The following is a 13,542-nucleotide window of genomic DNA, read 5'->3' as shown; positions in this document are numbered from 1 at the left end:
TCGTCTGCGCTGGCTCAGCTTGCCGCCTCGCCGCCGCCCCGTCTGGCGTCCCGATCAGCGCCTCAGCGCCGCCGGTGAGGGGGCTTTTACGGATACCCACCGGGACCCGCAAGCGGTTTTTTCAGATTTTCGGATCTTTTCTTCAGCCGACGCGGCGTCAGCCGTGCGGCGCGGGTTTTGAAGCCCTTGTTTTGCTCAACTTAGGCCCGCCGCACCGCCCGTCCAGGAGGCGGCGCGGCGGGATTGGCTCATTCCTTGATCAGCATCTTGCGGGGAATGTCGCAGAAGACCTCGGGCGCACCGTCGGTGATGGCGATGGATTCCGTGGTCTCATAGCCCCAGCTCTCCATCCACAGGCCGGTCATGAAGTGGAAGGTCATCCCCGGCTGCAGTTCGGTCTTGTCGCCGCGGCGGATCGACATGGTGCGCTCGCCCCAGTCCGGCGGGTAGCTGAGACCGATGGAATAGCCCGCGCGGTTGTCCTTCTCGATGCCGTATTTCTCGAGCGTGCCAAAGAAGGCCTTGGCAATGTCCTCGCAGAGGTTGCCCGCACGCGCAGCTTCGAGACCCGCATCCATCCCCTCGAGCACCGCCTTCTCGGCATCCAGAATCTCCTGCGGCGGTTTGCCGAGGTAGATCGTGCGCGACAGCGGCACGTGATAACGCTGGTAGCAGCCGGCGATCTCGAAAAAGGTCCCCTCCCCCGACTTCATCGGCAGATCGTCCCATGTAAGATGCGGCGCGGCGGCATCGGGGCCCGAGGGCAGCAGCGGCACGATGGCCGGATAGTCGCCGCCAAGGCCGTACCATTCATCATAGCGCAGTCCGGCGTCATAGATCTCGGCCACCAGATCGCATTTGCGGATGCCCACCTCGACCTTGTCGGCGATGCGGTGATGCATGCGCTCGACGATGCGCGCGGCCTGACGCATATATTCGAGTTCCTTTTCCGACTTCACCGCACGCTGCCAGTTGATGAAGCCGGTGATGTCCTTGAGCTTGGCGTCGGGCAGGCCGCTGCTCAGACGCTCATAGGCGCGGGCCGAGAACCAGTAGTTGTCCATCTCGACGCCGATATTGCCCTTGTCCCAGCCCAGTTCCGCGAGCTTCGAGCACAGATACTCCATCGGGTGGCGCTCGGTAGACTGCACATAGTGGTCGGGATAACCGATGACGTATTCGGGCTGCATCCAGACCGTGCGATAAGCGCCATTGGCATCTTGCCCGCGGCCGAACCAGACCGGCGGGCCGTCAGCGCCGACCAGCACGCATTGATGCACATAAAAGGACCAGCCGCCGTAGCCCGCGACCCAAGCCATGTTCGACGGGTCACTGAGGATCAGCAGGTCGAGGCCCTCGCGCTCCATGCGGGCGCGGATTTTCACCAGCCGGGCTTCGTATTCTTCGGTCGTGTAGCGCTCTGGGGTTCTTTGGAGTTCGGGCATTCGGACCTCTTTCGACAATGCGGCGGACGCATCGGTTGCAGTTGCGCGGTCGCGCGTTGGTTCGGACCGGCTCGGCGCTGGCGAGCCCGGTGAGGGCGACCGTCGCCCAGAGGTTTCTCGATGTCCAGCGTTGTGGACCGGGGCGGCTTTGGTCGTGACCGACGACGCCCGACAACTGTGCACCCCGCGCCCCCTGCCCCGGCAAAGATTGACAAAACGCCGGATCGCCGGAACAAGCGAGGGATGGACTCCACCCGCCTCGACACCCGAGATATCGCCATTCTCGCCACGCTCAGCCGCGAAGGCCGCATCGCCAAGACGGAACTGGCGGCGCGGGTGAACCTGTCGCCCACCCCCTGCTGGGAACGGATGAAGCGGCTCGAGAAGGCCGGGCTGATCACCGGCTATCGCGCCGAGATCGACCTCGCCGCGCTTGGGCCGCATGTGCAGGTCTTCGTCACGGTAGAGCTCGACAGCCACCGCGCCGAAAGCTTCCAGCTGTTCGAGCGCACCGTCGCGCGGATGGATGAGATCACCGGCTGTTGGGCCATCGGCGGCGGCTATGACTATCTGATGCAGGTGGTCACGACCGATGTGGCTGCCTTTCAGGACATGATGGACGGGCTGCTGGAAAGCCGCGCCGGGGTGCGGCGCTATTACAGCTATATCGTCACCAAGCCGGTGAAGAGCGATCCGCCCGCGCTCGGGCTGTTGCGCGGCTAGTCCGGCCTTCAGCCAGAGAGTTTCTCTGCCCCAGACCCAAAAGGCAGAGAAAATTTCTTGCCCAACAGGAAACTTCCCGAGAAATTTCTCTGCCTTCGCCCTCATGCTTGTCGCAACAAGGAGGTGCGCAAGCATGAGCGATCTGTCGAACAGACCGACTTTCGGACTTACCGATCCGGGCCTGCTGCCCGGCAGCGGTGATTTTGCAGGCGAGGGCCGCCTCGCGGTCCGGGACCCCGCCACCGGCGCGCTGGTGGCGCAGGTCGCGATCAGCGACGCGCGCGGCGCGCGGCAGGCTGTGGACGCCGCCCATACCGCTTTCGACGGCTGGGCCACCACGTTGCCGCAGGACCGCGCGGCAATCCTTCATCGCTGGCACGCGCTGATCATGGAGGCGAAAGAGGATCTCTCACGCATCATGGTCGCCGAGCAGGGCAAGCCGATCAGCGAGGCGCGGGGCGAGATCGATTACGCCGCCAGCTTCGTGCAGTTCTACGCCGAAGAGGCGCTGCGCCCGAACATCGAGGGCGTCACCAGCCATCTGCCCGACGCCGAGATGGAGCTTTGGCGCGAGCCGGTGGGTGTGGCGGCGCTGATCACCCCGTGGAATTTCCCCTCGGCGATGATCACCCGCAAGGCCGCCGCCGCTCTGGCCGCTGGCTGCACCGTGGTCATCCATCCCTCCGCCGAGACGCCACTGTCGGCGCTGGCGCTGGCGGAACTCGCCCGCCGCGCCGGTTTCCCCGAAGGCGTGGTCAACACCGTGGTCGGCGATGCCGCCGCGATCGTCGGGGAATGGACCTCGGACAAACGGGTGCGGGCGCTTTCGTTCACCGGCTCCACCGAGGTGGGCCGCCTGCTTTACCGCCAGTCGGCGGATACGGTGAAACGGCTGGTGATGGAACTGGGCGGCCACGCGCCCTTCATCGTCTTCAAAAGCGCCGACATCGACCGCGCGGTGACCGAGGCGATCAAGGCCAAATTCGCCACTTCGGGGCAGGACTGTCTCGGCGCCAACCGCTTTTACATCCAGCGGCCCGTCTACGAGGAATTCTGCGCCAAATTCACCAAGGCGGTCGAGGCGCTGACCCTCGGGCGCGGCATGGATGATCCCGACATCGGCCCGCTGATCCACGAACGCGCCATCGACAAGCAGCAGGCGCATGTGGAAGACGCCATCGCCAAGGGCGCAAAGCTGCTCACCGGCGGCGGTGTGGACGAAGACCTCGGCAAGCTCTTCTACAAGCCCACCGTGCTGGCCGACGTGCCGGACGAGGCCGCGATCATGTCCGAGGAAACCTTTGGCCCGGTCGCGCCGCTCACCGCATTTGATGACGAGGCAGAGGTGATCGCCCGCGCCAATGCCACCGAATACGGGCTGGTCGCCTACGTCCACAGCCAAGACCCGCGCCGCATCTACCGCCTGACCCGCGCGCTGCAGTTCGGCATGGTCGCGGTCAACCGCACCAAGGTCACCGGCGCGCCGATCCCCTTCGGCGGCACCAAGCAATCCGGGCTGGGCCGCGAGGGCGCCCGTCAGGGCCTCGAGGCCTTCACCGACATCAAATACGTCTGCCGCGATTGGGGCTGATCCCGCGCGACCAATCCCTGCGGCAACCCGACAGGACATATAAGGAGATGACATGCTGACCAACGACCAACTCGCCAAATGGGACCGCGAGAGCTTTTTCCACCCCTCGACCAACCTCGGCCAGTTCGCGCGCGGCGAAGGCCCGCAGCGCATCGTCACCGGCGGCAGCGGCGTGCATATCACCGACCGCGATGGCAACCAGCTGCTCGACGGCTTTGCCGGGCTCTACTGCGTCAACGTCGGCTATGGCCGCACCGAGATCTCCGAGGCCATCGCCAAACAGGCGCATGAGCTGGCCTATTATCACGCCTACGCAGGCCACGGGTCCGAAGCCTCGATCACCCTGTCGAAGATGGTCATGGACCGCGCGCCCGAGAACATGGCGCGGGTGTATTTCGGCCTCGGCGGCTCGGACGCCAATGAGACCAACATCAAGCTGATCTGGTACTACAACAACATCCTTGGCCGTCCCGAGAAGAAGAAGATCATCTCGCGCTGGCGCGGCTATCATGGCTCGGGGCTGATGACCGGCTCGCTGACTGGGCTGGAACTCTTCCACAAGAAGTTCGACCTGCCGCTGGCGCAGGTGATCCACACCGAGGCACCCTATTATTACCGCCGCCCCGACCTGAACATGACCGAGGCCGACTTCACCGCCCATTGCGTCGCCGAACTCGAAGCGCTGATCGAGCGCGAGGGCGCCGACACCATCGCCGCCTTCATCGGCGAGCCGGTGCTGGGCACCGGCGGCATCGTACCCCCGCCCGAAGGCTACTGGCCCGCGATCCAGAAGGTGCTCGACAAGCACGACATCCTGCTGGTGGTCGACGAGGTGGTGACCGGCTTCGGACGGCTCGGCTCGATGTTCGGCTCCGACCACTACGGCGTGAAGCCCGACCTGATCACCTCCGCCAAGGGCCTCACTTCGGCCTACGCGCCGCTCTCGGCCTCGATCGTCGGGCAGCGCATGTGGGACGTGCTGTGTCAGGGCACCGACGAATATGGCGTACTGGGCCACGGCTGGACCTATTCGGCGCACCCGATCGGCGCGGCGGCGGGCATCGCCAACCTCGAACTGATCGACAAGCTGGGGCTGGTCGACAATGCCGCCAAGACCGGCGCCTATCTGGTGAACACCATGCGAGAGGCCGTGGGCGCGCACGTCAACGTCGGCGAAGTGCGCGGCGAGGGCATGCTCTGCGCGGTGGAACTGGTGGCCGAGCGTGACGGGCGCAAGTTCTTCGACGCCTCCGAGGGCAAGGGCGCCAAGGTCGTCGCCGCGATGCTCGAGCGCGGGGTGATCGCCCGCGCCATGCCGCAGGGCGACATTCTCGGCTTCGCGCCGCCGCTCTGCCTGACCACCGACGAAGCCGACAAGATCGTCTCTGTCACCAAGGACGCCATCACCAGCGTTCTGGGCTGAGCCTGCACCTCACGCGCCGCGCGCCAAACGCGCGCGGTGCCCCCATTCAAGGCGGTCGGGACGCCGCGCCACGATAGCCGATCCGCGCCATGAACCTTTCCATCTCCTGCTGCGGCGGGCGCTTTCCGGTGTAGATTTCCACGTAACTCGGAAAGCGTTCCAGACGTTCCGCCAGCGGCTCTTCCACCCGCATCGAAATATAGCCGACCTGCACGAGATAGATGGTCCGCGCCCGCACGTCGGCATCCTCGGCCCCGTGCCCCCAGCGCTCCAGCATCTCCCGCAGCGCCGCCAGCCGCTCGGCGTCGGCGCGTTGCAGCCGCTCCAGAACCTGCGGATCCTGCTGTGCCCAGGCCCGCACCGCGATCTCGAGCCTCGTGTCGAAAAGAACATCCGACAGGAAGGTGCTGATGACATTCAGCATCGCCTCGGTCTCGGTCGCCGCGTAGTCGCGGCTGGCAGCCACCAGCGCGCCGGTGGTGCTGGCCTCCCAACGATCGAGCAACATGCCCAGCAGCTGTTTTCGGTCTTTGAAGAACCAGTAGAAACTCGTCCGCGACAGCTGCAGCGCATTGGCCAGCGGCAGAATCTTCACCGCATCGACGCCCTTTTCCACAAGCGCCGCATAGGCCGCGTCCAGCCAGACGTCCTGCGATCCGCGCCAGCCGCGGTCGGTCGAAGAATTCTCGGTCATGTCCTGCGCCTTGATGGTCGGTGCCCCCCTTACCTGATCCCCTTGTCTACAAAATATGCACTACTGTCCAGATTTACTCACCGTCGCAATGATCATTGGTGAACTATTTCTTGACAGGTGTGCACATTTTGGAATTCTGGCGCGCAGGCACCCCATCCGCAGAAGGCACCACGCATGTCGAACGATCCGCTTTTGCAGCCCTATCAGCTCAAGCATCTGACGCTGAAAAACCGCATCATGATCACCAGCCACGAGCCCGCCTACCCCGAGGACGGCATGCCCAAGGACCGCTACCGCGCCTACCATGTAGAGCGCGCCAAGGCCGGGGTTGCGCTGACCATGACCGCGGGCTCGGCCTCGGTCTCGCGCGACAGCCCGCCGGTGTTCAACAACGTCCTCGCGTGGAAAGACGAGGTGGTCGGATGGATGAGCAAGCTGGCGCAGGAATGCCACGACGAGGGCTGCGCGGTGATGATCCAGCTCACCCACCTTGGCCGCCGCACCCGCTGGGACAAGGGCGACTGGCTGCCGGTGATCTCGCCCGGGTACGAACGTGAGCCCGCGCATCGCGCCTTCCCCAAGAAGATGGAAGACTGGGATATCGCGCGGGTGATCGAGGATTACGCCGAGGCCGCAGAGCGCATGCAGGCTGCAGGGCTCGACGGCATCGAGCTTGAAGCCTACGGCCACCTGATGGATCAGTTCTGGTCGCCGCTGACCAATGATCTCGAGGCGCCCTACGGCGGCGATCTCGACAACCGTCTGCGCTTTGGCTTCGACGTGCTGCGCGCCATCCGCAAACGCTGCGGCGAGGAGTTCATCGTCGGCGTGCGCTACACCGGCGACGAGTGCCTGCCCGGCGGCACCGGCCGCGAGGAGGGTCTGGCGATCTCGCACAAGCTGAAGGACTCGGGGCTTGTCGATTTCCTCAACGTGGTGCGCGGCCATATCGACACCGATCCGGGCCTCACCGATCTGATCCCCATTCAGGGCATGGCCGGCGCACCGCATCTCGACTTCGCCGGAGAGATCCGCGCCGCGACGAACTTCCCCACCTTCCATGCCGCCAAGATCCCCGATGTCGCCACCGCGCGCCACGCCATCGCCAGCGGCAAGCTCGATATGGTCGGCATGACCCGTGCCCATATGGCCGACCCGCATCTGGTGCGCAAACTCACCCAAGGCCGCGAAGACGACATCCGCCCCTGCGTCGGTGCCAACTATTGCCTCGACCGCATCTATCAGGGCGGCATGGCGCTGTGCCTGCACAATCCCTCGACCGGGCGCGAGATCGAAATGCCCCACGCCATCGCCAAGGCCGAGACACCGAAGCGCGTGACCATCGTCGGCGCCGGACCGGCTGGGATGGAGGCCGCCCGCGTCGCCGCCGAGCGCGGCCACGCGGTGACCGTCTTCGAGGCGGCGGACCAGCCCGGCGGGCAGATCCGCCTCACCGCGCTGCAGGAGCGGCGGCGCGAGATGTCCTCGATCATCGCATGGCGTTTCGAGCAATGCGAAAAGCGCGGGGTATCCTTCCGCTTCAACGCCTTCGCCGATGAAGCTGACGTTCTGGACACGGCACCCGACGAGGTGATCATCGCCACCGGCGGGCTGCCGCATACCGAAGTGCTGACCGGGGGCAACGATCTGGTGGTCTCGGCATGGGACATCCTGTCGGGCGACGTCAAACCCGGCCAGAACGTGCTGGTCTATGACGACGCGGGCGATCACGCGGGGCTACAGGCTGCCGATGTGATCTCTGCCACCGGCGCGCGGGTCGAGATCGTCACCCCCGACCGCGCCTTCGCGCCAGAGGTCATGGCGATGAACCTCGTGCCCTACATGCGCGCGCTGCAGACCCGCGACACCACCTTCACCGTCACGTGGCGGCTGCGCTCGGTGTCCCGCGACGGCAATCAACTGCGCGCCGTTCTGGGCTCGGACTATGGCGATGTGACACGCGAGCGGCAGGTCGATCAGGTTGTGGTCAACCATGGCACCCGCCCGCTCGACGAGCTCTATTTCGCGCTGAAGCCGCTGTCGCGCAATCTCGGCGAGGTCGATTACGAGGCGCTTTCCACCGGCGTCGCGCAGAGCGTCGAGCGCAATCCCGGCGGCGGGTTCCGTCTGTTCCGCATCGGCGATGCCGTGGCCGCGCGCAACACCCACGCGGCGATCTACGACGCGCTGCGGATCACACGAGACCTCTAAGCACGGGCAATTTTTCGCCGCGCCAAAGATTGTCTCTGCGGGTCGATGAGGGGCAGTTCGGATGTCAAATGGCACCCGAGCTGCCCTACGCCGATTGGCCTCACCTCACTTGACCCAAATCAAGGGACCTCCAGGCCGAAACGGTAAGATATCGCTGGAACTTCCTTCATATTCACATTAAAGAATATGAATACTCAGGATCGCCACCTGACCACGAGGGACTGCCATGCGATTTTCCGTCCTACCGATTTTCCTGCTCACCGCCGCCAGCGCCGCGCTGGCCGAGACCGGTGCGCCCCCCGAACCCTTTGTGGCGACCCCCGAGACCATCACCGAATGGAAGCCGGTCTATGGCGAGGTCGAAACGCGCAACGAGCTTCCGGCGCGGGCCCGTATCGCTGGCACGCTGGTGGACCTGTCGGTGACAGAGGGCGATCACGTCGAGACCGGGCAGATCGTCGCCACCATCGAGGATGAGAAACTCGGCGTGCAGATCGACGCGCTCAACGCGCAGGCCGAGGCATTGCGCGCGCAGCTGAGCAATGCGCAGGCCGATCTCGACCGTGGCAAGACCCTGCAGCAAAGCGGCACGATCTCGGCGCAGCGGCTTGATGCACTGCAAACCTCGGTCGATGTGCTGACCAATCAGATCACCGCGACCGAAGCGCAGCGCCGGGTGATCCAGCGGCAGATCGAGGAAGGCGGCGTCACCGCCCCCGAGGCGGGCATCGTGCTGTCGGTTCCGGTCTCGCGCGGTTCTTTCATTGCGCAGGGCGAGACCGTCGCCCTGATCGGCAGCGGCGGCGCCTTCCTGCGGCTGTCCATCCCCGAACGCTTTGCGCAATCGCTGGCGGAGGGTGACAAGATCGAGATGGACAGCGGCGAAGGCACGATTGCCAAGCTCTACCCGCAGATCGAAGGCGGGCGGTTGCAGGCGGATGTGGAAGTGGATGGGCTCGAAGAGCGCTACGTGGGCCTGCGCCTGCCGGTGCGGCTGCCAGTTGGCACGCAAGACGCGATCCTTGTCCCCGAGCGCGCGCTGTCGCGGGGCGGCGGTCTCGACATGGTCACCTTGGAGACGCCCGAGGGACCGGTGCAACGGATCGTGGTGCCGGGCCGCGAGGTGATCCGGGACGGTGCCCCTTGGCGCGAAATCCTGACCGGGCTCGAACCCGGCGAAACGGTGCTTCAGTCCGATGAGTGATCATGACACCGGGCCCAGCGGGGCCCTCGGTCTGGCCGGGCACCTCACCCGCGCCTTCCTGAACTCTCCGCTCACCCCGCTCTTCCTGATCGCCTCGCTGGCGGTGGGGCTGATCGCCCTTGCCGCCCTGCCGCGCGAGGAGGAGCCGCAGATTTCCGTGCCGCTGGTCGACATCCACGTGCAAGCCAACGGGCTGCGCGCTGGCGACGCGGTCAAGCTGGTGACCGAACCTCTCGAGACCGTCGTAAAAGGCATCGACGAGGTCGAACACGTCTATTCCGAGACCCGCGACGATGCGGTCATGGTCACCGCGCGCTTTGACGTCGGCGTCTCGTCCGACACCGCGATCCTGCGGGTGCGCGACCGCATTCTCGCCAATATGGACCGGATCCCGGTGGGCATCCCCGAGCCGCTGATCGTCGGGCGCGGCATCAATGACGTGGCCATCGTGGCGCTCACCCTCTCGCCTGCCGAAGGGCAGACCGTGGTCACCCCCGCCGACCTGACCCGCGTCGCGCGCGAGGTCGAGGCACGGCTGGCGGCGATCGAGGATGTGGGCCTCACCTATGTCATCGGCGGCACCGAACCGCAGCTGCGCGTGAACCCAGACCCGGCGCGGCTGGCGCTATACGGGATCACCCTGCAGCAGCTTTGGGGCAAGATCGAGGGTGCCAACACCTCGCTGCCGCTCGGCACTCTGCGTGAGGGCGGCAGGCAGGTCGGGCTTGTGGTGGGCGAGACGCTGACCACCGCCGCAGAGATCGGCAATCTCGAACTGACCGCCCGCGACGGGCGCACCGTCTATCTGCGCGATGTGGCCGATGTGACGTTAGAGACCGACACCGGCTCGGACTATGTCAGCACCGTCACCCACGGACCGGAGGGCCTTGAGAGTCGCCCCGCGGTGACGCTGGCGCTGGCCAAGCGCGCCGGGGCAAATGCGGTGATTGTGGCCGAGGAAATCCTGCACCGGATCGAGGCGATGGAGGGCGAGATCATCCCCTCCTCCATCGAGGTCGAGATCACCCGCGACTATGGCGAGACCGCCGATGAGAAGGCCAACGAGTTGCTCTTCCACCTCGGGCTGGCAACCATCTCCATCGTCATCCTCGTGCTCTTTGCCATCGGCTGGCGCGAGGCCATCGTGGTGGCCATCGTGATCCCGGTGACGATCCTTCTGACGCTCTTCGCCGCATGGATCATGGGCTATACGCTGAACCGCGTGTCGCTCTTCGCGCTGATCTTTTCGATCGGCATCCTCGTCGATGACGCCATCGTGGTGATCGAGAACATCGCCCGCCACTGGGCGATGAAGCGCGAGGGCCAGAGCCGCTTTGGCGCCACCGTCGCGGCGGTGGCCGAAGTTGGCAACCCGACCATCGTGGCGACGCTGACGGTGGTGGTGGCGCTGCTGCCCATGCTTTTCGTGTCGGGCCTCATGGGCCCCTATATGAGCCCCATTCCCGCCAATGCCTCGGCGGCGATGATCTTTTCCTTCTTCGTCGCGGTGATCATCACGCCGTGGCTGATGCTGAAAATCGCGGGCCGCGCGCCGCTCCATCACGGAGCCGAGCACGGCGCGGCGGGCGGGGCACTAGGACGCATCTATGCCGCCGTCGCGCGCCCGCTGCTGGCGCATAAATCCGTCTCGGCGCTTTTTCTGCTGGTGGTGGCGGTGCTCTCCTTCGGCTCGCTCGCCGCGCTCTACACCCGCGACGTGACGGTCAAGCTGCTGCCCTTCGACAATAAGTCCGAGCTTTCGGTGGTCATCGACCTGCCCGAGGGCAGCGCGCTGGAAACGACGGCTGCCGTGGCGCAGCAAGTGGCGCGCGTGGCGCTGTCCCTGCCCGAGGCGATCTCGGCCCAGACCCATGCGGGCACCGCCTCGGCCTTCAACTTCAACGGGCTGGTGCGGCACTATTACCTGCGGCAGATGCCCGAGATGGGGGACGTGCAGATCAACCTCGCGCCCAAGGCCGAGCGCGACCGCACCAGCCATGAGATCGCGCTCGACCTGCGCGAAAAGCTGACCGCGCTCGACCTGCCCGAGGGCACGGTGCTGAAGACCGTCGAGCCGCCCCCCGGCCCGCCGGTGATCTCGACGCTCATGGCCGAGGTCTATGGCCCCGATGCCGAAACCCGCCGCATGGTCGCCGAGCGCGTGCGCGCCGCCTTCGACGAGATCCCCTATGTGGTCGACGTCGACGACAATTACGGCGTGCAGGCGCCGCGCCGCCGGGTGGTGCTCGATCCTTCGGCGCTGGATTTCTACAAGGTGCAGGAAGCCGACGCATTGGGCACGCTCTCGCTGCTCTACGGCGAGGGAACCGTGGGCTATTCGCACCGCGGCGGCGAGCGTCGGCCCATCCCCATCGTGCTGTCGCGGGACCGCTCCGACCGGGTGATGGATGCCACCGCGCTCTCGACGCCCGTCCCGGCAGACGCCCTGCCCGGCGGGCGCGGCGTGGTGGAACTGGGCGATGTGGTCACCCTGCAGGACGAGCTTACCTCCTACCCGATCTTCCGCCACAACGGCATCGAGACGATCATGGTGATGGGCGAAATGGCGGGAGAGTTCGAGTCGCCGCTCTACGGCATGCTCGCCTCGGCGGATATCTTGGATGGGCTCGACTGGCCCGAGGGTGAACAGCCCGCCATTTCCATGCACGGCCAGCCGCAGGACACTTCCGCCCCGAGCATCCTGTGGGACGGCGAATGGGAGGTCACATGGGTCACCTTCCGCGACATGGGCGCGGCCTTCGCCGTGGCGCTTTTGGGCATCTACATCCTTGTGGTGGCGCAGTTCGGCAGCTTCCGTCTGCCGCTGGTGATCCTGACGCCGGTGCCGCTCACGTTCCTCGGCATCATGTTCGGGCATTGGCTCTTTGGTGCACCCTTCTCGGCGCCGTCGATGATTGGCTTCATCGCGCTGGCGGGGATCATCGTGCGCAACTCGATCCTGCTGGTGGATTTCATCCGCCACGCGGACCCAGAAAGACCGCTCGACGTGGAGACGCTGATCGAGGCGGGCGCGACGCGCTTCAAGCCGATCCTGCTGACCGCGCTGGCAGCGATGATCGGTGCGGCGGTGATCCTGATGGACCCGATCTTTCAGGGGCTCGCGATCTCGCTGCTGCTCGGACTGCTGACCTCTACCGCGCTGACGGTTCTGGTGATCCCGGCGATTTACCGGCTGGCCAAGACCTGACCGGGCATCCTTCGCGGCGCCAATCGCCTGTCACGGCTCACGAAATCGTCAGACCTGAAACTTTCTGCGACGGAACTCCGCGCCCCGCGCGTGGAATACCTCTATGTGACAAGACCAAGAACAAGCGAAAGTTTCAGACATGACGCATAGCCACGACCACGATGACCACGACCTCGGCTTCTCTCACGATCTGCCGCGGATGATCGGGCGCCGCAAACTTCTCAGCATTCTCGGCGGTGTCGGCCTTGCTTCGGCATCCGGTCTGCCTGCGCTGGCGGCGCAATGCGTGGCACTGCCGTGGGAGACCGCTGGCCCCTACCCCGCCGATGGCAGCAACAGCCGCGACGGATCGGTGGTCAACGCGCTGACCCAAGAAGGCGTTATCCGCGAAGACCTGCGCCCCTCGTTCGGCGACATGACCGCCGAGGCCGATGGTCTGCAACTGGATCTGGAGCTGACCTTGGTCGATGCCGACGGCTGCACGCCGCTCGCCGGGCACGCGATCTACGTCTGGCATTGCGACACGACGGGGCTCTACTCGCTCTATGACACGCCCGAGGCGAACTATCTGCGCGGCGTCGGCGTCGCCGATGACGAGGGTAAGGTGAAGTTCACCACCATCGTGCCGGGCTGCTACGACGGGCGCTGGCCGCACATCCACTTCGAGATCTTCGAGTCCCCCGAGGCTGCCGTCAGCGGAGCCGAGCCGGTGCTGACCGCGCAGATCGCCCTGCCGGAAGACGAGGCCGCCAAGATCTACGAGCAAGACGCACGTTATTCCAACGGCACCCGCAACCTTGGCCGGATCACCATCCCCAGCGACAACGTGTTCGGCGACAACACCGATGCCGAGATCGAGCAGCAGACGCTGGCGATGAGCGGCAGCGCTTCGGAGGGCTACACCGGCACGCTGACCATCCCGGTCGGTTTCGACGCCGAGAAAAGCACGATGGCCGCGCCGCCCATGGGCGGCGAAGGTGGCCCCGGCGGTCCCGGCGGACCCGGTGGTGACATGCCGCCGCCGCCCAAGAACTAAGGACAAC

General features: G+C 65.7%; 10 protein-coding genes. 8 read left to right on the top strand and 2 right to left on the bottom strand.

All coding sequences use genetic code 11. From position 1 onward, the window contains the following. A partial coding sequence (locus tag G0A00_RS26435) for a hypothetical protein (RefSeq protein ID WP_203595491.1) occupies window positions 1–181 on the top strand: 181 nt, incomplete at its 5' end. 67 nt (window positions 182–248) lie between these two features. Here the strand turns inward: G0A00_RS26435 and doeA are convergent. After that, window positions 249–1,445, bottom strand: coding sequence for an ectoine hydrolase DoeA (gene doeA, locus G0A00_RS23115; protein WP_164184619.1), 1,197 nt, complete (start codon window positions 1,443–1,445; stop codon window positions 249–251). Between the two features lie 243 nt (window positions 1,446–1,688). Here doeA and G0A00_RS23110 point away from each other — a divergent pair, with 243 nt between their 5' ends. The 3 genes from G0A00_RS23110 to G0A00_RS23100 all read left to right on the top strand — a co-directional run bounded on the left by G0A00_RS23110 (window position 1,689) and on the right by G0A00_RS23100 (window position 5,182). Continuing rightward, entirely contained in the window at window positions 1,689–2,168 is a 480-nt protein-coding gene (locus G0A00_RS23110) for an Lrp/AsnC family transcriptional regulator (RefSeq protein ID WP_066109633.1), read from the top strand. Between the two features lie 133 nt (window positions 2,169–2,301). Then, window positions 2,302–3,759, top strand: a complete 1,458-nt coding sequence (locus G0A00_RS23105; RefSeq protein ID WP_164184618.1) for an NAD-dependent succinate-semialdehyde dehydrogenase — start codon at window positions 2,302–2,304, stop codon at window positions 3,757–3,759. A 52-nt stretch (window positions 3,760–3,811) separates the two neighbouring features. Beyond that, entirely contained in the window at window positions 3,812–5,182 is a 1,371-nt protein-coding gene (locus G0A00_RS23100; RefSeq protein WP_164184617.1) for an aspartate aminotransferase family protein, read from the top strand. A 46-nt stretch (window positions 5,183–5,228) separates the two neighbouring features. Here G0A00_RS23100 and G0A00_RS23095 read toward each other — a convergent pair whose 3' ends face one another. Then, the gene (locus G0A00_RS23095) at window positions 5,229–5,876 is read right to left on the bottom strand and encodes a TetR/AcrR family transcriptional regulator (protein ID WP_164184616.1); all 648 of its coding nucleotides are present in this window, start codon (window positions 5,874–5,876) and stop codon (window positions 5,229–5,231) included. A gap of 174 nt (window positions 5,877–6,050) precedes the next feature. Between G0A00_RS23095 and hpbA the strand changes: the two genes are divergently transcribed. From hpbA to G0A00_RS23075, 4 genes are all read left to right on the top strand, one after another. Beyond that, complete coding sequence (gene hpbA, locus G0A00_RS23090; protein ID WP_164184615.1) at window positions 6,051–8,087, top strand: N-methyl-L-proline N-demethylase HpbA; 2,037 nt, start codon at window positions 6,051–6,053, stop codon at window positions 8,085–8,087. Between the two features lie 226 nt (window positions 8,088–8,313). Beyond that, the gene (locus tag G0A00_RS23085) at window positions 8,314–9,291 is read left to right on the top strand and encodes an efflux RND transporter periplasmic adaptor subunit (RefSeq protein ID WP_164184614.1); all 978 of its coding nucleotides are present in this window, start codon (window positions 8,314–8,316) and stop codon (window positions 9,289–9,291) included. Then, window positions 9,284–12,499 carry an efflux RND transporter permease subunit gene (locus G0A00_RS23080; protein ID WP_164184613.1) on the top strand — a complete coding sequence of 1,072 codons (3,216 nt, stop codon included), beginning with the start codon at window positions 9,284–9,286 and terminating at the stop codon, window positions 12,497–12,499. The genes G0A00_RS23085 and G0A00_RS23080 overlap by 8 nt, the downstream gene beginning before the upstream one ends. Before the next feature lie 139 nt (window positions 12,500–12,638). Continuing rightward, window positions 12,639–13,535 carry a hypothetical protein gene (locus G0A00_RS23075; RefSeq protein WP_164184612.1) on the top strand — a complete coding sequence of 299 codons (897 nt, stop codon included), beginning with the start codon at window positions 12,639–12,641 and terminating at the stop codon, window positions 13,533–13,535. Window positions 13,536–13,542 lie beyond the last annotated feature (7 nt).

The organism is Salipiger sp. PrR002 (assembly GCF_010500775.1).
GTDB lineage: Bacteria > Pseudomonadota > Alphaproteobacteria > Rhodobacterales > Rhodobacteraceae > Salipiger.
This window is presented reverse-complemented; position numbering and strand designations above follow the sequence as displayed.